Annotated in this window: 19 protein-coding genes; 13 read left to right on the top strand and 6 right to left on the bottom strand. The window is 63.8% G+C overall.

Annotation, left to right across the window (positions count from 1 at the left end; genetic code table 11):
• The first annotated feature begins 9 nt into the window (after window positions 1-9).
• The 3 genes from VGN72_02735 (at window position 10) to VGN72_02725 (ending at window position 4,905) form a co-directional block, all read left to right on the top strand.
• Window positions 10-1,257 (top strand): type IV pilus twitching motility protein PilT, encoded by a 1,248-nt coding sequence (locus VGN72_02735; GenBank protein HEV7298252.1) that lies wholly within the window; start codon window positions 10-12, stop codon window positions 1,255-1,257.
• Between the two features lie 211 nt (window positions 1,258-1,468).
• A complete protein-coding gene (locus tag VGN72_02730; protein HEV7298251.1) occupies window positions 1,469-3,751 on the top strand; it encodes an ATPase, T2SS/T4P/T4SS family in 2,283 nt (760 codons plus the stop codon).
• 317 nt (window positions 3,752-4,068) lie between these two features.
• The gene (locus VGN72_02725) at window positions 4,069-4,905 is read left to right on the top strand and encodes an ion transporter (protein ID HEV7298250.1); all 837 of its coding nucleotides are present in this window, start codon (window positions 4,069-4,071) and stop codon (window positions 4,903-4,905) included.
• A 41-nt stretch (window positions 4,906-4,946) separates the two neighbouring features.
• On the opposite strand, the gene VGN72_02720 is transcribed toward VGN72_02725, so the two are convergent.
• Window positions 4,947-6,173 carry an alginate lyase family protein gene (locus VGN72_02720; GenBank protein ID HEV7298249.1) on the bottom strand — a complete coding sequence of 409 codons (1,227 nt, stop codon included), beginning with the start codon at window positions 6,171-6,173 and terminating at the stop codon, window positions 4,947-4,949.
• A gap of 559 nt (window positions 6,174-6,732) precedes the next feature.
• On the opposite strand from VGN72_02720, the gene VGN72_02715 reads away from it, so the two are divergent.
• The 4 genes from VGN72_02715 to VGN72_02700 all read left to right on the top strand — a co-directional run bounded on the left by VGN72_02715 (window position 6,733) and on the right by VGN72_02700 (window position 11,313).
• On the top strand, window positions 6,733-7,737 hold the full coding sequence (locus VGN72_02715) for a LacI family DNA-binding transcriptional regulator (GenBank protein ID HEV7298248.1): 1,005 nt from the start codon (window positions 6,733-6,735) through the stop codon (window positions 7,735-7,737).
• A 95-nt stretch (window positions 7,738-7,832) separates the two neighbouring features.
• A complete protein-coding gene (locus VGN72_02710) occupies window positions 7,833-8,678 on the top strand; it encodes a prepilin-type N-terminal cleavage/methylation domain-containing protein (protein HEV7298247.1) in 846 nt (281 codons plus the stop codon).
• Between the two features lie 198 nt (window positions 8,679-8,876).
• Entirely contained in the window at window positions 8,877-9,722 is an 846-nt protein-coding gene (locus tag VGN72_02705) for a type II secretion system protein (protein HEV7298246.1), read from the top strand.
• A 214-nt stretch (window positions 9,723-9,936) separates the two neighbouring features.
• Window positions 9,937-11,313: a polysaccharide deacetylase family protein gene (locus VGN72_02700; GenBank protein ID HEV7298245.1), complete on the top strand. Its 1,377-nt coding sequence runs from the start codon at window positions 9,937-9,939 to the stop codon at window positions 11,311-11,313.
• 602 nt (window positions 11,314-11,915) lie between these two features.
• Here VGN72_02700 and VGN72_02695 read toward each other — a convergent pair.
• Complete coding sequence (locus tag VGN72_02695) at window positions 11,916-13,010, bottom strand: AI-2E family transporter (protein ID HEV7298244.1); 1,095 nt, start codon at window positions 13,008-13,010, stop codon at window positions 11,916-11,918.
• Between the two features lie 148 nt (window positions 13,011-13,158).
• Here VGN72_02695 and VGN72_02690 point away from each other — a divergent pair, with 148 nt between their 5' ends.
• From VGN72_02690 to VGN72_02665, 6 genes are all read left to right on the top strand, one after another.
• Complete coding sequence (locus VGN72_02690) at window positions 13,159-14,352, top strand: PQQ-dependent sugar dehydrogenase (protein HEV7298243.1); 1,194 nt, start codon at window positions 13,159-13,161, stop codon at window positions 14,350-14,352.
• 168 nt (window positions 14,353-14,520) lie between these two features.
• The gene (locus tag VGN72_02685; GenBank protein HEV7298242.1) at window positions 14,521-15,948 is read left to right on the top strand and encodes an efflux RND transporter periplasmic adaptor subunit; all 1,428 of its coding nucleotides are present in this window, start codon (window positions 14,521-14,523) and stop codon (window positions 15,946-15,948) included.
• Window positions 15,949-16,164: 216 nt separating this feature from the next.
• The gene (locus VGN72_02680; protein HEV7298241.1) at window positions 16,165-16,869 is read left to right on the top strand and encodes an ABC transporter ATP-binding protein; all 705 of its coding nucleotides are present in this window, start codon (window positions 16,165-16,167) and stop codon (window positions 16,867-16,869) included.
• Window positions 16,866-18,080: an ABC transporter permease gene (locus VGN72_02675; GenBank protein ID HEV7298240.1), complete on the top strand. Its 1,215-nt coding sequence runs from the start codon at window positions 16,866-16,868 to the stop codon at window positions 18,078-18,080. Before VGN72_02680 ends, VGN72_02675 begins: the two co-directional genes overlap by 4 nt.
• Before the next feature lie 114 nt (window positions 18,081-18,194).
• Window positions 18,195-19,688 (top strand): TolC family protein, encoded by a 1,494-nt coding sequence (locus VGN72_02670; GenBank protein HEV7298239.1) that lies wholly within the window; start codon window positions 18,195-18,197, stop codon window positions 19,686-19,688.
• 280 nt (window positions 19,689-19,968) lie between these two features.
• On the top strand, window positions 19,969-22,086 hold the full coding sequence (locus VGN72_02665; GenBank protein HEV7298238.1) for a beta-galactosidase: 2,118 nt from the start codon (window positions 19,969-19,971) through the stop codon (window positions 22,084-22,086).
• 773 nt (window positions 22,087-22,859) lie between these two features.
• Here the strand turns inward: VGN72_02665 and VGN72_02660 are convergent.
• The 4 genes from VGN72_02660 to sucD all read right to left on the bottom strand — a co-directional run bounded on the left by VGN72_02660 (window position 22,860) and on the right by sucD (window position 25,680).
• Entirely contained in the window at window positions 22,860-23,150 is a 291-nt protein-coding gene (locus VGN72_02660) for a hypothetical protein (GenBank protein HEV7298237.1), read from the bottom strand.
• On the bottom strand, window positions 23,147-23,494 hold the full coding sequence (locus VGN72_02655; GenBank protein ID HEV7298236.1) for a hypothetical protein: 348 nt from the start codon (window positions 23,492-23,494) through the stop codon (window positions 23,147-23,149). Before VGN72_02655 ends, VGN72_02660 begins: the two co-directional genes overlap by 4 nt.
• Window positions 23,495-24,410: 916 nt before the next feature.
• Entirely contained in the window at window positions 24,411-24,773 is a 363-nt protein-coding gene (locus tag VGN72_02650; protein ID HEV7298235.1) for a hypothetical protein, read from the bottom strand.
• Window position 24,774: 1 nt separating this feature from the next.
• A complete protein-coding gene (gene sucD, locus VGN72_02645; protein HEV7298234.1) occupies window positions 24,775-25,680 on the bottom strand; it encodes a succinate--CoA ligase subunit alpha in 906 nt (301 codons plus the stop codon).
• Window positions 25,681-25,917 lie beyond the last annotated feature (237 nt).

Raw genomic sequence — 25,917 nt, 5'->3', positions numbered from 1 at the left:
ACATAACTAATGGCCACGATTCAGATTGATCGATTGCTCGAGACGACCGTGAAGCGCAAGGCTTCTGACTTGCACCTTGCGGTAGGCAAGCCACCCGTGCTGCGCCTGCATGGTCACATGCGCGAGCTGCAGACGAAGGTGCTGGAACCGGAAGACACGACGGCGTTGATGAAGTCGATCACGCCTGACCGCATTCAGCAGGAGTTCGAGGAAACCGGCTCCGGCGACTTCGGGTTCGCCTACGGCACCGAGGCGCGGTTCCGCGTTAGCATCTTCAAGCAGAAGGGGCTGACCAGCATGGTGCTGCGGCGCATCCCCAACACGCTGCTGACGTTCGAGCAGATCGGCCTGCCGAAGATGGCCGAGCAGATCTGCCGCCGTCCGCGCGGCATCTTTCTTGTGACCGGGCCGACGGGGTCGGGCAAGACGACGACGCTGGCGTCGATGATCAACTACATCAACGAGAACTTCGATCGGCACATCATCACGATGGAGGACCCGATCGAGTACTACCACCCGCACAAGAAGAGCGTCGTCGTGCAGCGTGAGGTCGGCACCGACGTGCCGAGCTTCGCCGAAGGGTTGCGCCGCGCGCTGCGACAGGACCCGGACGTAATTCTGGTCGGTGAGATGCGCGACACGATCACGATCGGCGCCGCCGTCAGCGCCGCCGAAACGGGCCACTTGGTGTTCGGCACGCTGCACACGAACGGTGCGGCCAGCACGATCAGCCGCATCATCGACGCGTTCCCGACCGACCAGCAGGAACAGGTTCGCGTGCAGTTGGCCGGCAATCTGATCGCCGTGCTGTCGCAGTGCCTCTGCCCCCGGGCCGACACCGACGGCATGATCGCGGCGTACGAGTTCATGTACGTGACGCCGGGCATCCAAAACCTGATCCGCGAAAGCAAGACGTTCCGCATCGACTCGGAAATCCAGACCGGCAAGAAGTTCGGCATGCAGCTGCTGGACGACAACCTCTGGATGAACTTCACGCTCGGCAAGATCAGCGCTGAAGAGGCGATCGACAAGAGCCGTAACCCCGGCGCCATGGTCGACAAGATGCAGCGCAACGGCTTCATGACCGATAAGGACGAAGAGTTCCCCGAGGCCGGCGAGGGAGACGGCGACGGCAACCCTGCTGCCCCCAAGCCGGGCGGTGGTGGCGGCGCCGGTGGGGCACAAAGCGAGGCCGAACGCCAGGCGCAAATCGCCGCCAACCGCGCCCGTATGCAGGCGGCGGCGGCGAAGAAGTAATTGGAAGGCCGACGGGGGAACGCGGAAGGTGGAAGTGGAATTGGAAGGGGACAAGATACGGGATGGTCACTCAAGGCCGATCCCGACAGGAGATTGAGTTGTTCGAAGTCTGACGCGGTGAAGTCGCGACGCATGTGAAGGATGGAGGCTCGCTCCTCATCCTTCCGCCCTCGCACTTGGCCCTTCCGACTTCCCGGAGAGGATGCACCTTATGTCACGAGCACCATCGCAGCCCGCCACGCCAGCGCCCGTCACGTCCACCGCCCGTCCAGCAGGGGCGGCCGGGCCGGGCATGCCGGCGCAGAAGCCGAACGTGACGACGCCCGTTGCGCCGACCGTCGGCGCCAGCGCGCCACCGAACATGGGTGGCCAGCCCGCCGACCGCGGCCACGCCGGCGCCGCCAAGGCGACCGCCGCACCGACGCAGGGTGCCCGTCCGCCAGGCAGCAATGGGTCGAACGGCGCCAATAGCGGCGCGCGGGCGCCCTCGATGCCGACTTCCAGCGGCGCGTCGGCCGGTGCCCGAGCGCCGTCGATGCCCGCCCCCAGTGGCGCGTCGACCGGTGCCCGTGCGCCGTCGATGCCGTCGTCCGGTGGATCGGGCGGCGCCCGCCCACCGGCCGCGCCCGCGGGCATGGGTGGCGCCAATGGTGGTGGCCGCGGGCCGGTCCCCGTCTCGCCCGTTCCCGGTGCTGCAAGGCCCCCTGCGGGCGCTGCGTCGCCCGCGCCTGCGACCCCGCCGCTGGCGCCGGGACAAATGCCGCCGATCGATCAGCTGCAGGGCCGGCCCATCGGTCGCGTGCTGACAAAGATGGGCAAGATCACCCGCGATCAGGTCGTCGAAGCGCTCGACATCCAACGCCGCCAGAAGGGCGTGCTGGGCAGCATCCTGGTCGGTCTGGGCTACATCAAGGAATCCGACCTCAACATCGCTCTGGCCGCCCAGAAGGGCTACGAGCTGGTGAACCTGGAAGGGCGCAACATCGATCCGAAGACGATCGCCGCCGTGCCTGCCCAGATCGCCACCACCAACAAGGTGTTGCCGCTCGAGTTCGACCCGGTCACGAAGAAGCTGACCGTCGCGATGGCCAGCCACGAGAACTTCCGCGCGCTCGACGACCTGCGCAGCCTGATGGGCTACAGCGTGAAGGCCGTGATGGCCGACGAGGACGCGATCGAGCGCCTGATCGGCAAGCACTACAAGGCCGCCGCCGAAGACCTCGGGCAGATCCTTGGCGAAATGCAGAACGACGAGGCCTTGGCCGACCTGAAGGGCCGCAAGGGCGAGTCGATCGACCTCGACAGCATCAAGGAGGCCGCCGACAGCAACCCGGTCCGCAAGCTGATCAACCTCGTGCTGCTTCAGGCGATCAAGGACAAGGCATCGGACATCCACTTCGAACCGTTCGAGACCGAGTTCAAGATGCGTTACCGCATCGACGGCGTGCTGTACGAGATGATGCCGCCACCGGCGCACATCGCACCGGCCATCAGCAGCCGTATCAAGGTTATGGCCAACCTCGACATCGCCGAACGGCGCATGCCGCAGGACGGCCGTATCGAACTGAACGTGAACAACCAGCCGATCGACCTTCGCGTGAGCGTGCTGCCGACCATGTTCGGTGAATCGGTCGTCATGCGCGTTCTCGACCGCGGCAACGTCAACCTCGACCTCGACAAGCTCGGCATGCGCGAGGACGATCTGCAGGCCGTCCGCCAGCTCATTCACAAGCCCAACGGCGTCTGTATCGTGACCGGGCCGACCGGTAGCGGTAAGACGACCACGCTCTACTCGGCGCTGCGCGAATTGAACGACCCCAGCAGCAAGCTGATCACCGCTGAGGACCCGGTCGAATACGACATCGACGGCATCGTGCAGTGCCAGATCAAGCCTGAAATCGAACTGACGTTCGGGCGCATCCTGCGTTCGATGCTGCGTCAAGACCCGGACGTGATCCTGGTCGGTGAAATTCGCGACCACGAGACCGCCAAGATCGCCGTCGAGGCATCGCTGACCGGTCACTTGGTCTTCAGCACGCTGCACACGAACGACGCGCCGAGCAGCATCGCCCGTCTGTTGGACCTTGGGCTCGAACCGTTCCTGGTAACGGCCGCCATCGAAGGCGTGGTCGCGCAGCGACTGGTCCGCAAGATCTGCAGCAACTGCAAGACCGAGTACACGCCCGGCCTCGAACAGCTGATGGAGCTGGAACTGCGTCCGGAGGACGTCGAGGGCCGCACGTTCTACTACGGCAAGGGCTGTGACAGCTGCAACAACACCGGCTACCGCGGCCGGCAGGGGCTGTACGAGATCATGATGCTCGACGATGACATGAAGGACATGATCATCAACAAGGCCAGCACCCAGGTGCTGCGCCAGGCCTCCAAGGCCCGCGGGATGCGCACGCTGCGCCAAAGCGGTCTGATGGCGATCTACGACGGCGTGACGAGCATCGAAGAGGTCGTGCGCGAGACGATCGTCGAAGACGAGTAACCCAAGCTTCGCCCGAGCAGTTTCGGGTGACGTTTTCTTCAACCAAGCAAAGCGGCCCCCGATATGCGGGGGCCGCTTTGTTTAAGGCAATGTGCTTCCGATCGTGGCATGGGCATCCCGCGGCTCTGTGGAAAACATTCGTTGTTGCGCGCTAAGACGCCAATGACGCCAAGGTAGAAAACAGGAGAACGGAGGATCTTCTTGGCGTTTCTTCGCTTGGCGTCCTTGGCGTCTTGGCGTTCAACCATCTTTTCACAGAGCCGCATCCCGCCATGTTCGTCGCTGCAGCGACCTCTTTCCCGTTATAGTCGCAGGCGATGAAGCCAGAAATCGACGTATCGCCGGCCGACGGGAAGGTCCAGCAGGCGATGTTCAACATCATTTTTCTGCACGATCGACCGGCCCGCAAGGCGTTCGACGTCGTGCTGCTGGTGATGATCTGCTTCAGCGTGCTGGCGGTGCTGCTGGAGAGCGTGCCATCGCTCCACGAGCGGCACGGTCACACGCTGCTGGCGATCGAGTGGACGTTCACGATCTTGTTCACGATCGAGTACGTGCTGCGCCTCGCCTGCGTCAAGCGGCCGCTGCGGTACGCGGTGAGCTTTTACGGCATTGTCGATCTGCTGGCGATCTTGCCGACCTTCGTCAGCCTGCTGTTTCCGGGGGCGCAGTCGCTGATCGTCATCCGCGCGCTGCGCTTGCTGCGTGTGTTCCGCGTGCTGAAGCTCGCTCACTACACCGGCGAAGCCAACTCGCTGGCCATGGCGATGCGCGCCAGCCGGCGGAAGATCACCGTCTTCATCTTCAGCGTCGCGATGATCGTGCTGATCGTCGGGGCGGCGATGTACCTGATCGAAGGGCCCGATAGCGGGTTCACCAGCATCCCCCTTAGCTGCTATTGGGCGATCGTGACCCTGACCACCGTGGGGTACGGCGACATCGCCCCGGTGACACCGCTGGGCCGGCTGCTGGCGTCGGCGCTGATGCTGACCGGCTACGGCATCATCGCTGTGCCGACCGGCATCGTGACCGCCGAACTAGTTGCCCAGGACCGCCGCGGCCCACGCGGCGCCGTGTGTCCCAGCTGCGGCCTGCGGAACCACGATGCCGACGCGCAATTCTGCAAGCGATGCGGGCAGTCGCTCCCCACGTAGAATGGGCGCCCCGTGCGCCCCGTCAGTGCCACGGCCGGAGGTCACAGGCCGAAGAGCAGCCGCGTGCGACCCTCGAACGCCCCAGCCTTCAGCCCCGACGCCACCTCGCGGTACACCGGTCGATTCAAGCCTTCGGCAGCGGCAACCAGCGGGGGGATGATCGATTCGTCATCGAACGGCTTCACCTGCCTCCACGTCCACTGCGCCTGCCCGGTGAGGTAGGGGAGCATCCAGTCGATCGCCTTGCCCACCGAACGGCCATCGGGCGTGGCGTACGCCCACGCGTCGAAACCGCACGCGCTGGCAGCGATGGCCCAGTTGGTGAACGAGCAGATCGTGAACGCCGTGTAGCTCTTGGAGATCGCCCGGCAGAGCTCTTCCGGCTGGCTACCGTCGGGCTCGATCTGGATCTGCAAACGCGGTGGCCAGTAGGTCTCGCTGTACTGCCTAACGCGGTCGTCGTCACCCACGAACTGCAGGAACGCGGCGATGCCGGCCCAGTACCACGACGCGTGGTTGTTGCGACAGCCGGCCTCGTCGAGCCCGTGCTGATGCGTGAGCAGCCAGTCGGCGTAGGCGCGGTACCAGTGGCGAACGGCCTCGTCGTCGGCGATCGTCCAGGCGGCTGAGCCGCGCAGCATGCGAATGGAATCGGTGAGCGTGATGAGCGGGTGGTCCTCGATCACGCCGCCGAACGACACCCAGATGCCCTTACGGCCACCGGTGCCAGGCACGAAGCGCGCCGGATAGTCCTTCCACGGCGTGGTGACGTTCTCGCCGGGGATGTACTGCGCGAACAGCATGTTCGGGTTCATGCGCGTCTGCTCGTCGACGAACCACGTGCGCAGCATGGCGGCGGCCTTGGCCGCGAAGCGCTCGTCGCGGCCGAGCGCGTAGGCGGTGGCGAGCGTGTCGACCGACGTGCACACGAGCGCCAGGTGCGGGCGGTCGTAGTCGTCGACCTCAGGGTTGATCATGCCGTCGCGCGGCACGTAGGGCAGACCGGTGGGGGAGTTAGGGTCGGGCCAGTAGTAGACGCTGAGGCTGAAGTAGTCGCGCTTGTCGCCGGAAGGTGGGACGTGCTGCTTCTGCGTCACCGATAGCAACGGCGCCGGCAACAACGACTCCGCGTCGGCCAGCAACTGTCGATACGCCGCCGAACTCGCGGGCGTGATTTCCCCCGCACGCACGCGTTCCTTAAGCCGTTCGAACACGCTCGGTACGACCAACGCGGTGCGGGTGTAATACGGGTTGCCATCAGAGGCCATAGCGGGTTCCTCGGAAGTACGTGTTGATGTTCGACGTGTGACCGACTCACCAGGTTGCGCGAGAGACGCCACGCGCTGAGGGAACATGTGAACTAACGGCAGACTCCATCATGGAAGGTGCCCATTCCGTGGCTTCCAGGATCAAGCGTTCGACGTGCCATCATCGTCTCAAAAATCGCATGACGCAACAATTGCACTCGCATTGGATATTGCTTGCGCGAGGAGTCCCGAGGTGATGCAGGATCGCGATAAATGGCGCGCCTGCCTCCACTTCATAAAGTAGCGGGCTACGCCGTGATAACAGACATCCTCGCCGAGGGAAAACCCCTGCTCGTAACCGAAACTGCGGTTTATCGGTCGTGAGGCGGGTGTGAATGCACGCTTCCGCGCCCGCAAAGACAGCGGGAAACACGGACGCCCGCATCACTTACAGAAGTTGCGTGATCTTGCCGTTCCAGCCGCCGTAAGCAGGCTTTTCCTTTTGACTTGGGCCGAAACTGTTGTATGCTTACGCAACAATTGCGTTTTGCTCATTTCTGCAGTTGTTGAGAAGTAAAACATGGCCGCTCGATCGTCACCATCCATCTACGACTTGGCGGACACGCTTGGCGTGTCCGCCAGCACCGTCAGCCGCGTCTTGAATCAGCGCGGTGGCATCGGGGAGGCCACGCGCAAACGCGTGCTGGCGTCGGCGAAGAAGTCGGGCTTTCGCCCGCGTATGACGGCGCGGCAGCTGACCGTCGCGATCGTCATCGATCGCCATCGTTTCACCACCTTCGGCGGGTTCGTGCCGAACCTGCTCAGCTGCATCATCGAGACGATCTCCAAGCACGACGTCGCCGTCGAACTCGTCACCGAACACAACCTCGACCGCCTGGACGCGCGCCTGATCGACGGCGTGGTCGCGATGGCGTGGGACGACGCCACGATCGAACTGCTGCGCGGTTTGCGCGGCGTGCCGGTCGTCACGCTCAACCGCATGGACGAGTCAGAGTTCTCCTCCGTCGCCAGCGACCACCGCCAGCACGGCGAGATGGCCGCCGACTACTTCGCCAGCCGCGGCCATCGCCGCATCGCGATGATCTGCGAGGAACGCAGCAACTGGGGCACACTGCAGCGGTACGAAGGCTTCGTCAGCCGCCTGCAGGAACTGGGCCTGCCGGTCGACAGCGACACGGTCTCGTTCACCGACCACCAGCCCATGTACGGCCTGCTTCGCCGCTTGGCGACGGTAGCAAAGCCCACGGCCCTTTTCGTGGCCAACGAGAGCATGGGCATGGAAGCGATGTACATCCTGCAACAAGTGTTGCAGGTGCGCGTGCCGCAGGACATCTCGCTGTTGGGCATGGAATCGGACCGCGTGTCGCAGTTCCTCGCGCCGCCGCTGACCGCCATCGCCCAACCCATGATGGAGCTGGCCGAGCGCTCGCTGGAGGTCCTGCTGAAGCAGGTCTCGGAAAAGCAGGGCCCTTCGCACGTCATTCTAAGTAATCGTCTGATCGAACGTGAATCGGTGGCGTCGGTGACGCCGCCGACCACTGCTGTTGTTTCGCCATCGCGATAGCGCGGGGCGTGTAGCCGTCCATTTGTCTGTCATGTTTTCAACGGGTCGCGTTGTGCTCCCCACACGTTTTGGGAGCCCTCGCTCAGGAGGTCGAAATGTTCGCGTCACTCAAGGGTCGTACGAACGGGCGCCGCGCCTTTACGCTCGTTGAACTGCTGGTCGTCATCGGCATTATCGCTTTGCTGATCAGCATCCTGCTGCCCTCGCTGAACAAGGCCCGCCGGGCCGCCCAGCAGGTGGCCTGCCTGAGCAACCTGCGTCTGATCGGCATGGGGTTCATGCAGTACGCGCAAGACAACAAGGGGTGGTGGCCGATCAAGTACAACAGCGAGGGTAACAGCATTTTCACGCACGAGAAGTACCATCTGGAAATGATGTTGTCGCCCTATACGGGGAAGCGTCTCGAATGGACTGACGTCGCTGCCGACCAGGTCGTTGCGGGCGGGATCTGGATTTGCCCCTCTTCTCCGATAACGACAACGACTACAAATGGCCGAAACAAGCATTACACAGGCGATTCGGGCCATTACCGCGAGGTCAATGCCTATGGCGGCCTGTGGTATCATTTCCGAGCCGACAGCCGTTTCCGGCTAAACGGTGGTCTCCCCGATACGAATCCGTCGATCGCCGGGTCGTGGAGGCCTATGCATTATCGGAAAATGCAAACACAGTTTCCTATACAATGGTGTTCGACCCGGGGTGCGCCAGGAACGGATGGCTACAACACGCGCAGTTGGCACTTCCCCGGGGGTCGACCAACCGTTTTCATGGATGGCCACGCTGGCGTCCTGAACAATAGATTTTATAAGGGCGATTCTCAACACATCATGTCTAGCAACGCCTCTCCCACGGTTCATTCGTATTATGAAATCAGTCATCCGGGAGCAAACGGCGGCACCTTCTTTGGTGGTGGCAATCGCTTCGCGGTAAAGGAAAACTAATCGCGCCTCTGTTACTCATGAGCGCGTGAGTAGGCAGCCATTGGTGCTATGGTACTCGTCAAACACCGAACTGGCGGCATGTGCCGCCAGTTCGCCTTCGTAAGAGCTATATTGCTGCTTACTCGCCTCGACAGACAGCGGCATTAACATCGCACTATCGCGTCTCGATTAATGGTCGCCACGTAGGAAGGCATGGTCATGTTCACACGTTCACCTAATTCTGGCCGCCGACATGGTGCATTCACGCTTGTTGAGTTGCTCGTCGTCATCGGCATTATTGCCGTCCTGATCAGCATCCTGCTCCCCTCGCTGAACAAGGCGCGTCGAGCGGCACAACTGGTGGCGTGCTCTAGTAACCTGCGTCAGATAGGCCTCGCATATACCATGTACTCGACCGAGAACAGGGACTGGTGGCCAGTGTTTATGGTGAACGCAAGTACCACGCACTCGGGTACCAGCATCGTTGGCGAGACCGCCCGCATGTGCGAAGGCTTCGCGCTTGAGATGTGGCTATCGAAGTACACGGGCAAGCAAAAGCAATGGTCGAGCGCTAACGCAGCCAAGAGCGTTGTAGGTGGCATTTGGCTCTGCCCAGCGTCCGGTGGGTCAACGGGCAGGGGAATTCACGCCAACGGTTACCAGTACTCGTACAATGATACTACGGTTGACAAGAACACATACGCGGGACTGTACTATCAGGAACGTGAAAGCAAGCATTACGTTGACCTTGACTCGAGTCCCACTCTTCCTGCCGCTAACGCTGTAAATCGTTGGAAGCCGAGTGTTTACCGCTCAGTGCAGACGCAAATGCCGATGCAGTGGTGTTCAATGCGTTTAACGGGAGGAGCTTGGACGAACAAACTGAACATCGAGAGTTTTCACGGCGTGAAGTCAGGGCGTCCAACGCTTTTCGTGGACGGCCACGTCACCGTACTTCGAAGCCGGAACTATGCAGGCCCTGAAGATGCTATGACGAATGCAAGAAGCCCCTTTCACGCAATCAGAGGTGACACCAATGGCGATAAGTTCGCCGTTCGAGAGTAGCGGGCCGGCCTCGCAGCCTTCGATGAATTGATGAGCGTGACAACCACCTCATACGTGATTACTCGAACAGGGCGACAGCTTTATTTTGCTTTCTCCACGCATCGATCAAATCACAGTGTGCAGAATTGTTGCGGCGGAATGATTTCCAAGGACACCTTCGATGCTGTTCCGCTCGATTATCACGACAGCGAGTGCTGTTGCTGCACTGCTAAGTATGCCTGATCGTGTCGTATCGGCTGAATGGACCTGGAAGTGGACGCCCGCCACAAATGCGGTCGCGCCGCAGGTGGAGGTCGCACCATTCCAATACGGCAAGCGCTGGGCGTACGCGTTGGAGATCGACGACGGTCCCAAGGGCACGGCCACCGTTGTTCAGCCGTTGTTGGCGGAGTTTAGTTACACCGATGCGCCGCCGGGGGTTAGTGGCGGGAAGTCGCGGCCGTTCGTGGGTGGGGCGGCATTGATTGTGTCGTCGACGGGGACGGGGAACTCGACCGGATTGACGTGGGACGAGGTGCGCACGCTGCGCGATCAGGGGTGGGGCATCATCAGTCACAGCTATTTTCATGCGGGCCGGTCGTGGGGCACGCCGCCGGAGATTTTGACGCCCGAGCAGTTTCGGAACGACCTGTTCTGGAGCCAGACCGTCTTCGCGACGGAAGTGGGCGACGGCCGGGCGCCGACGCACTTCGTCTATCCCAACGGCTATACCGACTACCGAAGCCACTTGAACGAGTTCGGCCTGCGCTCCGGCAGTCGCGTGGGCACGAAGTTTCCGCAGGACGTGTACGACGCCAAGCTGGACCCGCTGGACCTTGGCCGCACGTACCTCGACACCAAGCCGTGGGAATCGAACGGCAAGGGCGAGCCGATGCACCAGTTTCCCAAGGACGGCCCGAAGGACGGCTCGGCCCACATCGATTTCACGCACGGCATTGACGCGGACAAGGAATCCGACGCCTACAAGCGCTGGCACACGCGCCTGTCGACGATCGCCAACACCTACGGCAGCGGCGGCAAGGACGACGTGTGGGTCGCGCCCACCGGCGACATCTTCGACTACGTCGCCGCCCGCAAGGCCGCGAAGGTCGACGTGGACGCCGGCAGCGTCACCGTCACCCTGCCCGACGATTTGCCCGGCAGCCGTCTCACGTTGCGCATGACCGGCGTGCCCGCGGGCGCCACCGTGCCGGCCGATAGCGGCGCGGTGCTGTATCGCGACGGCGACACGGCCTGGTTGACCACGCCCATGATCGGCTTGCCCGGCGCGCCGCAACCGTCGCCAAACGTGAAGCGGATCTACACCGGCGAGATCAAGGACCTGACGTGGGACAAGCCGGTCTCTATCGCTGCGGTGCGCCTGATGCAGACGGGCCCCGTGATGGAGAACTTCGAATTGCAGATCGACGCTGCCCACGAGGGTAAGTCCGTTTCCATCATAGAAGACGACCAACGCAAGCTCAGCCGCGCGTGGGGCCGATGGCTGCTCTTCTCGACCGTGCCCAACCGCGACGGGGTGCCCGCGACGTCGCTGCACGTCAGCCCGAACAAGGCGCTGAAGACGATGGAAGTCTGGGCGGTCGAAGAGTAGCAACTGCCCGCTAGCCGCTCCGTGCGCGCCGCTCTTCTGTAGGACAGGCATTCCTGCCTGTCTCTCCCCCCGTATTCTCTCTTCTGTCTTTGCATTGGGTGGGACGGACATTCTTGTCTGTCTCTCTGCTACTGCTTGGTAAGAACGAAGAGAACGCGAAGGCGCGAAGGCGCGAAGGAAGCCGCGAAGAAATGCGCCGCGCGTTGCGCTCCTTCCACCTCAATCGCGCAGCGCGAGCGTAAAGATGGATAGCGTGATCTTTGACAACTGAATATGGGACGTGACGAGCCTTACCGGCGACTGGCTCGACCACCCGATGGTGCAGAATGATGCATAATGGTGCACGAAATCGCGTCTTGCCTTACCCAGACCGCCGCCGCGAAGCTCGCCGATTTCTTCGTGGTCCTTCGCGTCTGCCCTTCGCGACCTTCGCGTTCGCTTTTGGTGCGCAAGAGAGACAGGCAAGAATGTCCGTCCCACCAAGAATGGCAAAGGTAGAAGAGACACAGGCAAGAATGCCTGTGCCACAGAAGAGGGAATACGGGGGGAGAGATAGACCGGGGGGAGAGACAGGCAGGAATGCCTGTCCTACAGAAGAGGCGTCACGTCGCGGGGCTGGCCGATGTGCCCGCGCGGGCCTCGGCGGCTTTGCGGGGGCGGATGATCATGTGGTCGACCAGGCTCCAGATCAGCAGGTTGAGTGGGATCGCCATGAATAGCCCGGCGGGGCCGAATACCTCGCTCCAGAAGATCACCGTGAACAGCGTCACGATCGCCGGCATCTTCACGGCGCGCTTCATCACCAGCGGCAGGATCACGTACGACTCCAGCGTCTGCACCACACCCCACACCGCCACGGCGCCGCCCACCTGCGTCGCGCCCTGGGTCGACGCGAACAGCAACGCCACCAGGAACGCGATCAACGGCCCGATGACCGGCACGATTTCCGCCACGGCTGACAAGCAGGCCAACGGCAGCGCGAACTTCAGCCCGGCGATCGTGTAGCCGATGCCCGACACCAAGCCCACCAGCGACATGCTGACCAGCAGCCCGAGCAACCACCAGCGCAGCTTCGGCCCCAAATCGGCGGCCGCGTCGCACAACTGCGCGCGGCGCGGCTTGGGCAGCATGGGGAGCACGGGGTTGATCAGGCGGTCGTGGCGGTCGGCCAGGAAGTAGATCGAGCCGATGAAGATGAACGCCAGCGCGATCAGCACCTTCAGCAGGATATCGGCCATGCTCGCCGCCATGTCGCCACTGCCCATATAGCTGGCGGCCCGGCGGATCAGCAAGTCGGTCGTGAGCGGTTGATCGAGGTTCAGGCGATCGCTCCAGTTGTCCAGGTGTTGGTTGATCTGCTCGCGCGTCTGTGGCCAGTTCTGCGCCTCGCGCTTGATCGGGCCCGCCAGCAGCCACCCGATGGTCCCCATCGCGCCCGCCGCCGTGACCACAAATGCCAGCCCGACGATGAGGGCCGCCAGCCCACGGCGCACGGGCAACCGGTCGGCCAGCGGGTGCAGCAGCGCCGCGACGCTGGCCGCTGCCAGGATGCCCAGCAGCAGCATCTTCACCGCCGGGAAGAACCACAGCGCGACGAGCGTCACGAACGCCCACGCCAGCACGATCGCCACCCGCTTCGTCGCCGCCGCGGTCGTCACTTCGGGTTCGCGGGTCTCCTTGTCGTTCAACGTGCTCATCCGTGCATTAGACGTCGGCCAATCCAAAGTCGGAATGGGCGATTTGATCGATGGCTAAAGTTGATTTGGCGGACAGGCTCAAATCTTTCGGGGTTCACAGGGAACAAGAAAGCCGCGAAGGTGGCATGCGTCTTCGAATGGAGAAATTATGTCCCGCAGCCGCCTGACCTTCACTTGCATCGTCCTCATCGCGTTGCCGATCGTCGCCAGCGCATGCCGTTCGCTCGACAAGCCCGCCGATGGTAAGGGAGTGGCGTTCCAGCCGGCCCGGAGGGACTTCAGCCAGGAACGGATGGAACAGCTGAAGGTGCCCGACGGCCTGAAGGTCAACGTCTTCGCGAAGCTGGACGGCGAGCCGCGCATGCTGACGACGGCCGACGATGGCACGGTCTACGTCACCCGCCGAAAGAACGGCGACGTGCTCGCGCTGCGCGACGGCAATGGGGACGGTGTCGCCGACGAGCCGCGCACGGTGGTGAGTGGGCTGAAGGACGTCCACGGCATCACGCTGCACGACGGCAAGATGTACCTCGCGTCGCCCACGAAGCTATGGGCCGCGCCGATGAAAGCCGACGGCACGGTGGGCGACCCAAAGCTGCTGCTCGACGATCTACCCGAGGCCGGCCGGCACGGTAATCGCACGATGAAGTTCGGTTCGGACGGGAAGCTGTACCTGTCGGTCGGCAGCAGCAGCAACGCCGAGCCGGAGAAGAATCCCGAACACGCGACGATCCTGCGACTGAACCCCGACGGCACCGGCCGAGAGATCTTCGCGCGCGGGCTGCGCAACACGATCGGCTTCGGCTGGCATCCGCAGACCGGCCAGATGTGGGGCATGGACCACGGCAGCGACTGGCGCGGTGACACGGTTCCGCCCGAGGAACTCAACCGGCTGCAGGAGGGCAAAGACTATGGATGGCCGTTCGTATACGGCGATCGCGTGGTCGACCCCATCACCGATGGTGATCCGCCGCGCGGCCTGTCGCGCCAGGCCTACGCGCAGCAGACCGAACCCGCGGTGCTCACCTACAAGGCCCACGCCGCCCCGATGCAGATGGCGTTCCAAGCCGGTGACGGGCTCGGCGCCGACTACAACGGTGACGCCTTCATTCCCATGCGCGGTTCGTGGAACCGGGGTGACCCAGTTGGCTACAGCGTCGCACGCATCCGCTTCGACGACAGTGGCCAACCCACCGCGCTCGAACCGTTCGTTACCGGCTGGCTGATCGAGGACGGCAAGGCCCACTTCGCCCGCCTGGCCGGGCTGACGATCGCCAAGGACGGCGCGATCCTGATTTCCGATGATACGAACGGTGTGATCTACCGCATCGCCCGGCGGTAGGCTGCTATCGCGTGTCACCCTCAACCATAGCGCCGTTTAGCCGCGGGCTTGCCCGCGGTTGGATGGCAATCCATCGCGGGCAAGCCCGCGGCTAAACGGGGGACGCGAGGAATTCCCCCGAACGATTTCGATTTGTCGCCGGCCGGTTGGGCACCAATAATCAGGTAGATGCCCACGCTTACGAACCCGCCCGCCGGCCCGGCGGACCCAGCACAGCCACCCTTGGCAACGCCACCCTCCAGCGCCCCACCGGCGCGGGGAGCGACGCCGCGTAAAGCGGGCGCGGCCAAGTCCAAAGGCAACCGGCGGAAGTGGGTCATTGTTGCGACGATCGCGGTGCTGGTGATTGCGGCGGTCGGCTGGTGGCAGTACCGCAAGCGGGCGGCTGCGGCACTGGCGGCGCAACCGACGGGGCGCGTGGTCGAGGTGGCGCTAAGCGACGTGCAGCAGAGCGTCGAGTCCTCCGGCAAGGTGGAGGCAAACCTTGAGGTGGACATCAAGTGCCGCGCCAGTGGCGAGATCATCAAGCTGCCGTTCGACGTGAGCGAGACCGTGAAGAAGGGGGACCTGCTGTGCCAGTTGGATCCGACGGACGAAGAGCTGGCCGTGCGATCGGCCGAGGCAGCGCTGTCGCAGGCGAAGGCACGGCTGGCGCAGGCGCAGTCGAACCTGCGCAAGTCTGAACTTGCGCTCGCCACCACGCGCATGCGCAACGAGGCGGCGCTGGCATCAGCGAAGGTGCGGGCCGCCAACGCCAAGGCGAAGGCGGATCGTCAGGCGCAATTGGTGACGGCCGAGCTGGGCTCGCAGCAGGACCTGGAGACCGCCCAGACCGACGCCGCCGCCGCGCTGGCCGAGCAGCGCGCCGCCGAGGTGGCGATCGAGGAACTGAAGCAGCAGGAGATCGATCTGGAGTATCAACGCCAGGCCGTCGCGATGGCCGAGGCGGAACTGTTGACCAGCCAGATCGCACTGGACACGCAGAAGCAGCAGCTGGCGTACACGACGGTCTACTCGCCGATGGACGGCACCGTTTCCGACCTTCAGGTGCAGCTGGGCACGATCGTCGCCAGTGGCACCAACGCGGTAAACGGCGGCACGACGATCCTCACGCTGGCCGATCTGTCGCGCGTGTTCGTGATGGCGACGGTCGACGAGAGCGACATCGGTGGCGTGCGCGTCGACCAGCCCGCCCGCATCACGGTCGACAGCTTCCCGGGCCGCGTGTTCGAGGGAAAGGTCGTGCGCGTGGCGGTGAAGGGTGTGAACGAGTCGAACGTCGTCACGTTCGAAGCGAAGGTCGAGGTGCTGGACGCCGCCAAGGACCTGTTGAAGCCGGCAATGACGGGCAACGTCACGATCATTCAGAAAGACCGCAATGACGTGGTGGCCGTGCCCACCAACGCGGTGGCGCTCCGTGGCGGCAAGGCGTACGTGACGATGGAGGACGGCAGCGAACGCGAGGTAGTCGTGGGCGTGGAAGGTATCGACACCTACGAGATCACCAGTGGCTTGGCCGCCGGCGAGAAGATTCGTGTGAGCGAGAGCGAGGTGCCGAGCATCTGGCGCAATGCGGGCGGCGGTAAGCCGCAGTGATACGGCCACTGTTTCGGGCTGCTCGTCATCCTGAGGTACTCCGAAGGATCTCCTTCTTCCCGGGTGAATACGGTGGGAGATCCTTCGGAGTACCTCAGGATGACGAGTCCTGAGGCTCGCGAATCTTGCATGTGAGTGGGTGGCGGTCCTCGTTACAACGAATCGCCCCCACCCTAACCCTCCCCCGGAGTACCGGGAGAGGGGACCGGAAGACCCATGATTGAAGCCGAACATCTCATCAAGTCCTACGAGCTCGGCGGGCAGATCGTGCACGCGCTCGACGACGTGTCGCTGCACGTGGCGGCCGGTGAGATGGTCGCGATTCGCGGGCCCAGCGGGTCGGGCAAGAGCACGCTGATGAACATCCTGGGCTGTCTGGATCGGCCGGATGAAGGGCGTTACGTGCTGGCGGGGGAGGACGTGTCGGAGCTGTCGCCAGACGAACTGGCGCGCGTGCGGAATCGGCAGATCGGGTTCGTTTTCCAAACGTTCAATCTGCTGCCGCGCATGACGGCGCTGGAGAACGTCGAACTGCCGATCCAGTACGCCGGCGGGCAGGGTGCGCGCGACAAGGCGGAAGCGGCGCTGGAGATCGTGGGATTGGCCGACCGCATGCATCACGAACCGAACCAGCTTAGCGGCGGTCAACGGCAGCGCGTGGCCATCGCGCGGGCGCTGGTGAACGACCCGGCGATCATCCTGGCCGATGAACCGACCGGCGCGCTCGACACGCGCACCGGTGAAGAGGTGCTGTCGCTGTTCAAGCAGCTGAACGCGCAGGGCCGTACGATCCTCATCGTCACGCATGACCTGACCGTCGCCCGCCATTGCCCGCGCGAGATCTACATTCGCGACGGCAAGATCGTTACGCCACCCGAACTGGTCGGCGCGGTAGCGCCCGGGGTGGGGGTGACGGCATGATGTTCTGGACGACGGTCCGCCTGGCGCTGCGAAGCCTGGCGGCCAACAAGCTGCGGTCGATTTTGGCGATGCTGGGCATCATCATCGCCGTCTGGTCGGTCATCTCGGCATTGGCCTTGGGCGCCGGCGCGCAGGCGACGGTGGTAGGGCGGCTGTCGTCGCTCGGCACCAACCTGCTGATCGTGCGCCCCGCGCAGCGCGGCACGGGTGGCGTGGTCAGCGGTAGTTACCAGAACCTTACGGTCGACGATGGACTGGCGCTGCTGGCCATTGGCGATGCCACGCACGTGGCGCCGGTGGTGCGCGGCAACGCGCAGGTGAAGTACTTCAACAAGAACACCAGCACGAGCCTGATCGGCACCAGCGCCACCTACTTCGCCGTGCGCGACTTCAAGATGGCGGTCGGCCGCACGCTGACCGATGCCGACGTCAACGCCAACGCCCGCGTCGCCGTCCTCGGTCCCACGACGGCCGAGAATCTGTTCGGCAAAGACCACGGCTGGGCGGTGGGGCAATCGGTCGGCATCAAAGGGGTGAACTACCGCGTGGTGGGCATCACCGAGCCCAAGGGCGACCAAGGGTGGTTCAACCCCGACAACCAGATCCTGGTGCCGTACTCCACCGGCATGAAGCAGTTGATCGGCGTCGACCACTTGCACGAGATCGACGTTCGCGCTGCCAATAAAGATGTGATCGACCGCGTGCAGTCACAGGCCACGCAGATCCTTCGCCGGCGGCACCGGTTGCAGGAGGGCGACCCGAACGACTTTCAGGTGCAGAGCCAGGCCGAGATGATCAGCACGATGACGACGGTGACCAACGTGCTGTCGATGCTGCTGGGCGGCATCGCGGGCATCTCGCTCATGGTGGGGGGGATCGGCATTATGAACATTATGCTGGTGACGGTCGCCGAGCGCACGCGCGAGATCGGCATCCGAAAGGCGATCGGCGCCCGACCGCGCGACATCCTGCGGCAGTTCTTGATCGAATCGGTCGTCATGAGCTTCCTCGGCGGCGCGCTGGGCATGGCGATCGCGCTGGTCACCACGCGCGTGATCACCGCGGCGCAGAGTCAGTTTCAGCTAATCGTCCAGCCGTACAGCATCGCGCTGGCCCTGGGCTTCTCGCTGGCCGTCGGCATCTTCTTCGGCTACTACCCAGCGAGGCGGGCCGCGAAGCTCGACCCGATCGAGGCGCTAAGGTACGAATGACGCGAAGGCGGCCTCCGGTACCTCTCCCGGTACGCCGGGAGAGACTAGGTGAGGGTGATTTCGATTGGCCATTACGCTTCAGCAGTAGAGATTCTTGTTAGAGACTTCCGAACAATGCCGCGCCATTCGCCGATCAAAATCACCCTCACCCCAACCCTCTCCCGGCGTACCGGGAGAGGGAGCCGATGCGCCGCTCTGCTTACTCTCGCCCTAGCCACCGGCTGTATCGACCATTCCAAGGACGTCGCCCGCTATCGCGCCATACTCGATGGACCGGAACCTACCACGCGACCCACATACGAGCCCACCGAACCGCTCTCGCTTCAACAAGCGCTAGCGGTGGCGAATGCCGACAACGAGGCGATCGCGTCCAGCGGTGAGGACTACGTCCAAGCCTTGGCCGACAAGATGCGCGCCGCCGGCACGTTCTTGCCGACGCTCACGCTGGCGCCGTCATACACGCTGACGCACCGCACGGGCAGCGGCGACGGTGGCAGCTTCATCATCCCCGGCGTGGGCACCGGGCAAGACCTCGACGGCGACGGCACGATTGACACCGGTGGCGGCACCGCGATCAACTTCGGCAGCACCGGTAGTGGTACCAGTGACCGCCTCACTGTGCCGTTGAACGCCTCGGTCAGCGGTTCGCTGGCGGACGTCTCCAACCTGCGTGCCTCTCGCCGCACGGCCGAGCAGCGGGCGCAGCTGCTGCTGAACCAGCGCGAGACCGTGCTGCTGCAGGTCGCGCAAGCCTACTACGACGTGCTGCGCTTCGAACGGCAGACGGCGGTGTTCGAAAGCAGCGTGCGCCTACGCAGCGAACAGGTGCGCGACCAGGAAGCACGCCAGCGCCTGGGCGGCGTGCGGCCGTTGGATGTGGCGCAGAGCCAGGCGCAACTCGCCAGCACGCGCGTCTCGCTCACGCAGGCCCGCACCGATGCCGCCAACGCACGCAGCGCATTGGCCCGACTGATGGGCGTAGCCGCCGTCCGCGGCAGGCTCACCGATGCGTTCAATCCGCCCGCCATCGAGGAAGCCGCGCTCGACGCGTGGCAGACCGAGGCACTCGCTCAACGGCACGACCTGCTGGCGGCGCTGCGGGCGGTGGAATCGGCTCGGCTCGGCGTGCAGGCGGCCATCCGGCAGTACTTCCCGTCGGTCTCGATCAACTTCAACTACTACCTCTACAACGACCCCAAGTCGTCCCAAAACTGGGCCGGTGGCATCTCGGCAAGCCTGCCGATCTTTTCGGCGTTGCAGATCGAGGCCGACATCCGCCGTGCCTGGAGCGTCTATCGCCAGAGCGGCCTTGCGCTCAGCAGTGCCCAACGGCAGGTGATCGACGACGTCACGCAGGCCTACCAGAACCTCGCCGGCAACCGCGCCAAGATCGCCGACCTGCAGATCCAAGTGACGGCCGCCCAACGCGCGGTCGACCTTACCGAACGCGGCTACGAACTGGGATCGGAAACGAACCTTGACCGCCTCGTTCAACAGGACAACCTGCTGTCGGCCGAGCTGAACCTCGTCAGCGAACAGTTCGCTGAGAAGTCCAACTACCTCGCGCTGCTCCGCGCGGCCGGCCGACTGGCGTCGGTGTTGCCGTAGACAGGGGCATGACGACGCCCGTGCGGAGCCATTGCATTGAAAATCGACACAGGAACTGTGTTGCGCGCAAGTCGTCATCCTGAGGTACTCCGAAGGATCTCTTTTCTTCCCGAATGAGTACGGGGGGAGATCCTTCGGAGTACCTCAGGATGACGGTCCGGGGTACCGACGGAAATACCTCCGTCAAAGGCCCGATTCAGTTCCAACCGCAACGTACCCTCTAGCACCGGGTAGTACTCGTACCAGATCATTCAGTTCGTCTTCCGGAGACTCGCACAAGATGATTCGATTCACGCCCGCGTTGGCATCGTTAGTTTGCTGTGTCGCTATCACTGCCGGCGTGTTCGGTCAGGAACAGGCCGAGCGGATGCAGCTTGTCACATTTGATGCGAGCTTCAACGTCGCCAATCCCGGGAACAACGGCACCACCGGCCGGCTGGTCGAAACGCGCAGCGGGCCGGGCGTGGAGATCACCTCCGCCGCGGGTGGGTGGTATCCGGGTTTTCATATCGACCCGCCCAACGGCGAGTGGGATCTGTCGAAGTACGAGTACGTCAGCTTCGACGTCCACAACATCGACTCGCGCGACCTCGACCTCGGCATGCGCATCGACTCGAAAAGCCCCGACGGCACCGAATCGGACATCGGCCACCGCGCCGGCATCCAGCCCGACCAGCGCAGCACGATCGTCGTGCCCTTAAGTCGAAGTGGTGGTAACCCGGACATCAAGCTGTCGGGCATGATCGCGTTCCCGCAAGGCCTGTATCCCGGCACGAAAGGGCTCGATACGAAACACGTGGTAACGATCAAGCCCTTCGTCTCCAGCGGTAGCGCCCCCGCGGCCAAGTACGTCATCAGCAACGTGTTCGCGGCGGGCCGGTATGTTGAGCCCACCTGGCTGAAGATGACGCCGGCCGAGTTCTTTCCCATCCTCGACACCTTCGGGCAGTTCCGTCACAAGGAATGGCCGGGGAAGATAGGTTCGGTCGAAGACCTACACGTTGCCCGCGATGCCGAGGCGAAGCAACTCGCTGCCGACAAGGGCCCGATGGAATGGAACCAGTTCGGCGGGTGGGCCAACGGTCCTCAACTCAACGCGACCGGCAGCTTCCGTACCGAAAAGCTCGACGGCAAGTGGTGGCTCGTCGACCCCGAAGGTCGGCTGTTCTTCAGCGTCGGGCCATGCGTCGTGCGGGCCAGTGGCGCCGTTACGCCGATTACGGATCGCGACAATTGGTTCGCCGACCTGCCGCCGGTTGATGGCGAGGGAAAGGCCTTCTACGGCTTCAAGGAAGTCGACGGCAAGAGCACGGCTGACACGTTCAACCACACGGCCCGCAACCTTCAACTGAAGTACGGCGACGACTGGAAGAACATCGAGGCCGACGTCGTCCACAAGCGCCTGCGTGCCTGGGGCATGAACACGATCGCCAACTGGTCTGACTGGCGCATCATGAAGCTGAAGCGCACGCCGTACACCGCCGTCATGTTCTACGATGCGCCGAAGCTGCGGGCCAAGCATTCGGGTTTCCCCGACGTGTTCGATCCCAAGTTCGCGCCCGCGGTCGAAGCGGGTGCCAAGCAGTTCTTGGCCAACACGAAGGGCGACCCGTTCTGCATCGGTTATTTCGTCGACAACGAAATGCCCTGGGGCGGCGAGACGACGCTGGCCGAGGACGCGCTCAAGCAAACCCCCGACCGCGCCGCCAAGCAGGAATTGCTGAAGACGCTGAAGGCCAAGTACCCCGACATCGCTGCGCTGAATGCTGCCTGGGGCAGCACGTACGCGTCGTGGGACGACTTGGCCAAGCCTGCCGACGCGAAGTTTATCGCACCCGAGGGCGCGCGTGGCGATCTGGCCGAGTTCACCACCCGCATCGCTGAAACGTACTTCCGCACGGTGCGGCAGGCGGTGAAGGGGATCGATCCCGACAAGCTCTACTTCGGTTGCCGGTCCGTCGGCGGCGCGGTGAACATCGCTGCGCAGATGGTGAAGTACTGCGACGTCAGCAGCTATAACGTCTACGCCCACAGCGTGCGCGCCCACCGGCTGCCGGACGGTTTGGACGGCCCCACCCTCATCGGCGAGTTCCACTTCTGCGCCACCGATCGCGGCCTGTTCGGCACCGGCCTTGTGTCGGCCGACAGCCAGGCCGACCGCGCCCGCAAGTACAAAGACTACGTCGAAAGCGCCTTGGAAAACCCGCAGATCGTCGGCGTCCACTGGTTCCAGTACGGCGACGAATCCGTCACCGGCCGCCCGAGCGACGGCGAGAACTACCAATGCGGCCTCGTCGACGTCGCCGACAACCCGTACACGGAAACCGTCGAGGTCGCGAGGCAGGTGGGCGAAGCGATGTACAAGCATCGCCAGCAGGCCACGGGTTCGGCGCGTTGAGGAACCGCGCGGCCGTTAGGGGCATTCCTGATTCTGCGTGGTGTCTGTAACCGAATGAGTCACGACCTATGCGGCATCCCGAGTAGATGCTGGTAGGCAGGGTCGTATCCAACCGTGGCATGGGCGTCTCGCCCATGCACGTAATGAGGCCAGAGGCCAAAATTCACTTCAGCGGCTCTGCCCGCGCGTTACCTAACAAATCGAATCTCGTGTTCCAATCCATACGCATGGGCGAGACGCCCATGCCACGGGAAGCGCGAACCCGGCAGGCTAGCCGTTCGGTTTCGTCTCCCGTGTGGACACGAAGGTGGTGTGGCAGGTATTCGGCACCAGCAGTTCCTAGTTGCCCCCTCCCAGCCTCCCCCGGAGTACCGGGAGAGGGGCCAGAGGCGAGCCCTTCTAACTCAAAGAACCGCGCCGCCTCGGCATCCGCCCGTAGCATGGGCGTCTCGCCCATGATTGTGGTCGAAGCGGAAGACGCTGTTGTTGCGTCAGACTTGTTAACGGGCGCTGCAACCAATCCCATTTCCTGTCCTGCTAACCGGACATGGGCGGGACGCCCACGCTACGGGAAGAGTGGACGCGTCGCACCGGGTGCCACAGGCCGGCAGGCCGGCATACTCGCAAAACTTTTTTGCTCGTTTTGGCGAAGACGCCGGTCTCAACGTACCGCGACCGGTGACGACTATGTGATGCGTGCATCAAGTAGGCGAATGGCCGAGCGGGCCGGTCCAGCAGAATCGCACGGAACGTCCTGGCGCAAATAGTCTCGGTTACTTGCCGGGCATCAGTTCATAAAACCCGCCGCCGTCGTGTTTCAGGTAGCCTTGGGTGGCGAGTTCTTCCCAGATCTCGCGGCCGAAGCCGCTGGGGGGTTGGATGGCGACCACCTTGGCGCCACCGCCGGTCAGCGGGCTGTGGCCGAGCTTCGATTCGTCGTCGAGGCGGGTGAGCTTCAGGCGCTTCTTGAAGGCCTTGAGGGCCTTTTTCAGTTCTTCGTCGGTGAAGGGCATGTCGCCCATGGTAAACCGCCGCGGCCCGGCGGCCAACAGGCGCGGCGTCATTGCGGCTTCGCCCCGCGCAGCGCCGGCACCGATCGCGGCACGATCGTCCAGAGCAGGTCGATGAGCCGCGGGTCCATGTAGGTGTAGACGTCGCGCACGTGCAGGCAGACGACGCGCTTGCCGCGCAGGTGCGGGCCGAACCGCCGCGACAGCTTACGCCCGTGGGCCGGTTCCATGACGAAGATCACGTCGGCCCACGCCAGCATGTCCGCCGACACAATGCACTCCGCATCCGCCGCCAGCCCGGCGGACTGGGTTTCGATCCCATCGATCGCGCCGAACACCGCCTCCGCCGTCGGGCTGCGCAGGCGGTTGCGGCTGCAGATGAAGAGGAGGTTGGGCAAGGGGCAACGTCTCCACGTTTGGGTGCCACGATCCGGTACGCCGGGTCGTGCAGGGGGGGCGATCGGCCAAGCACGACCTGGAGTACCAGATCGTGGCACCCGGGCGTCCCACCGTGGCACGGGCATCCTGCCCGTGGAGCCGCGGTAGCCCGCGGTGTCGGGCCGTACTCGGTCCGAAGTAAAGAGCGCAAGCGATCTTCTCTTCCAACGACTCCAGGCGCTCCTTCGCTGGCGCGATTGCTGATTCGGATGGCGTACCATCCGACGCGTCGGAGTACCGACGCCATGGGCAAGATGCCCATGCCACGTGAAGGCCGACCCCGGCCGCGTTTCTTGCCAACCCGTCAGGATGACGAGGGAGGGCGGGTGCCACGGGTCGCGGTACTCCGAGACCTGTGTCTGTGGGGGATAAGCAAGACACAGGTCTGCGAGTACGCCGACCCGTGGCACCCGGCAACACTCGAGCGGGTCGGCGGGCTTCATCTCACCTTACGAACTCATTCCGTCACCCGATGCAATCTCTTGGCCGCACTCGGAGCACTTGGCGGGATTGGCGCGGACATCGTAGCCGCAACGCGGGCAGCATCCTGCGGCAAGCCGACGCGTCGTCACCGACGCACGTCGCTGCCGGATCCAAACGATGCCGTGGGCGATCGCGACGCAAAACAACGGTAGGACGCCGATGAGGGCCCCATCTGATGCCGCACCCCACCCGCATGCGAGGAACCAAGCCCACCACCACCCCGATAAACGTCGACTTTTGAGCATGTGGCTATCGGCAGGTGCGCACGGCCCACCCATGCCGTGCAATTAACGCGGGGCGGGTGCCACGGTTTGGTGCGCCAAGCCGTGCTTCGGTCAGCAGGGAAGACACGGCACGGCGTACCGTACCGTGGCACCCGAAAAGCCCTTTCGCTTACCGGTAGAACCAGAGCAACCCCGCATACAACAGGAGCCAGCAACCGCTGATGCAGATGCTTGTCGCTGCGAGGCCATTTCCGGTCACAGTCTCAGGGGCGTGCAACAGTCGCGCGTACGCGAGGATGCCAAGGCACAGCGAGAGCAGGGCGACCCCAATGGTGATCGTGCTAAGCGGTCCGATGTCGTCGCCCACGACCATGGCGGCAAACGGCGTCGAAATGCACGGGCAGGCCGTCACGCTACACGCGAAGGCCGTCGCCACCAGCTTGCTTAGGCGTGGCGGCTGGTCATCTTGCGGCGATGGCCTCGGGCCAGCGTAGTCGAGCGGAAGCGGCTTGTGGCCTTGCTCGCTCTCCACACTACCCCTTCACGCCCAGCGCCGCCGCCATTTGTTCACCGATGGTCGCGGGGCTCTCCGCCACGCTGCAACCGGCGGCGGTCAGCGCGGCGATCTTCGATTCGGCCGTGTCTTCACCGCCACTGATGATCGCGCCGGCGTGGCCCATGCGGCGGCCGGGGGGGGCGGTGCGGCCGGCGATGAAGGCGACGACGGGCTTCTTCACGTTCTGCTTAATGTAGGTGGCGGCGTTCGTCTCGTCGGCGCCGCCGATCTCACCGATCAGCACGATGCCGTCGGTGTCCCTGTCGGCGTTGAAGAGCTTCAGGCAGTCGATGAAGCCCAGGCCGCGCACGGGGTCGCCACCGATGCCGACGCAGGTGGTTTGGCCGATGCCGCGCGACGAGGTCTGCCAGACGGCCTCGTAGGTCAGCGTGCCGCTGCGGCTGATGATGCCGATCTTCTTGCCGCTCTTGCTCTTGTCGGCGGGCGTGTGGATGTAGCCGGGCATAATGCCGATCTTGCACTGGCCGGGCGTGATGACGCCGGGGCAGTTGGGCCCGATCAGGACCGCGTCGGGGTAGCCGGCGAGGAAGGCCTTCACCTTCACCATGTCCAGCACCGGAATGCCCTCGGTGATCGCGACGATCGTCTTGATGCCCGCGTCGGCAGCTTCCATGATCGCGTCGGCCGCGAACGGCGGGGGGACGAAGATCATCGTGGCGCTGGCGCCCGTCGCATCCACCGCCTGGCGGACGGTGTCGAACACCGGCAGACCATTGGCATCCTTGGTCCCACCCTTGCCGGGGGTCGTGCCGCCGACCATCTTCGTGCCGTACTCGAGGCAGCCCTTGGTGTGGAACGCGCCCGCGGTGCCGGTGATGCCCTGGGTGATGACCTTGGTGTCGCTGTTGACGAGGATGCTCATGAGACGGATTCCTTTTGATGCATGGCGTGTGGCGCGGTCCTGCAACCGCAGCGAGCGACAAGGGTAAGACCGACCGGGGGTTGTGGCAAGTGATCAAACCCCCAGACGGCGCGGCTAAGGGAAGCGAGTGCGATCTCCAAGACGTCCATCGACGTTGACCAGAGTGTTTCCGTAGTTTGCGAAATCTTCAGCCGCACTAAAATATTTCAAAAACTTGACAATATGGTGGCGCGAGGG

This window comes from Tepidisphaeraceae bacterium, assembly GCA_035998445.1.
Lineage (GTDB): Bacteria > Planctomycetota > Phycisphaerae > Tepidisphaerales > Tepidisphaeraceae > DASYHQ01.
Note: the sequence above shows the minus strand (reverse complement) of the source record. Positions and strands in the feature narration are given on the sequence as shown.

Excerpts from the sequence above, each read along its gene's own strand:
- VGN72_02735 (HEV7298252.1), top strand. The coding sequence starts at position 10 with ATGGCCACGATTCAGATTGATCGATTGCTCGAGACGACCGTGAAGCGC.
- VGN72_02730 (HEV7298251.1), top strand. The coding sequence starts at position 1,469 with ATGTCACGAGCACCATCGCAGCCCGCCACGCCAGCGCCCGTCACGTCC.
- VGN72_02725 (HEV7298250.1), top strand. The coding sequence starts at position 4,069 with ATGAAGCCAGAAATCGACGTATCGCCGGCCGACGGGAAGGTCCAGCAG.
- VGN72_02720 (HEV7298249.1), bottom strand. The coding sequence starts at position 6,173 with ATGGCCTCTGATGGCAACCCGTATTACACCCGCACCGCGTTGGTCGTA.
- VGN72_02715 (HEV7298248.1), top strand. The coding sequence starts at position 6,733 with ATGGCCGCTCGATCGTCACCATCCATCTACGACTTGGCGGACACGCTT.
- VGN72_02710 (HEV7298247.1), top strand. The coding sequence starts at position 7,833 with ATGTTCGCGTCACTCAAGGGTCGTACGAACGGGCGCCGCGCCTTTACG.
- VGN72_02705 (HEV7298246.1), top strand. The coding sequence starts at position 8,877 with ATGTTCACACGTTCACCTAATTCTGGCCGCCGACATGGTGCATTCACG.
- VGN72_02700 (HEV7298245.1), top strand. The coding sequence starts at position 9,937 with ATGCCTGATCGTGTCGTATCGGCTGAATGGACCTGGAAGTGGACGCCC.
- VGN72_02695 (HEV7298244.1), bottom strand. The coding sequence starts at position 13,010 with ATGAGCACGTTGAACGACAAGGAGACCCGCGAACCCGAAGTGACGACC.
- VGN72_02690 (HEV7298243.1), top strand. The coding sequence starts at position 13,159 with ATGTCCCGCAGCCGCCTGACCTTCACTTGCATCGTCCTCATCGCGTTG.
- VGN72_02685 (HEV7298242.1), top strand. The coding sequence starts at position 14,521 with ATGCCCACGCTTACGAACCCGCCCGCCGGCCCGGCGGACCCAGCACAG.
- VGN72_02680 (HEV7298241.1), top strand. The coding sequence starts at position 16,165 with ATGATTGAAGCCGAACATCTCATCAAGTCCTACGAGCTCGGCGGGCAG.
- VGN72_02675 (HEV7298240.1), top strand. The coding sequence starts at position 16,866 with ATGATGTTCTGGACGACGGTCCGCCTGGCGCTGCGAAGCCTGGCGGCC.
- VGN72_02670 (HEV7298239.1), top strand. The coding sequence starts at position 18,195 with ATGCCGCGCCATTCGCCGATCAAAATCACCCTCACCCCAACCCTCTCC.
- VGN72_02665 (HEV7298238.1), top strand. The coding sequence starts at position 19,969 with ATGATTCGATTCACGCCCGCGTTGGCATCGTTAGTTTGCTGTGTCGCT.
- VGN72_02660 (HEV7298237.1), bottom strand. The coding sequence starts at position 23,150 with ATGACGCCGCGCCTGTTGGCCGCCGGGCCGCGGCGGTTTACCATGGGC.
- sucD (HEV7298234.1), bottom strand. The coding sequence starts at position 25,680 with ATGAGCATCCTCGTCAACAGCGACACCAAGGTCATCACCCAGGGCATC.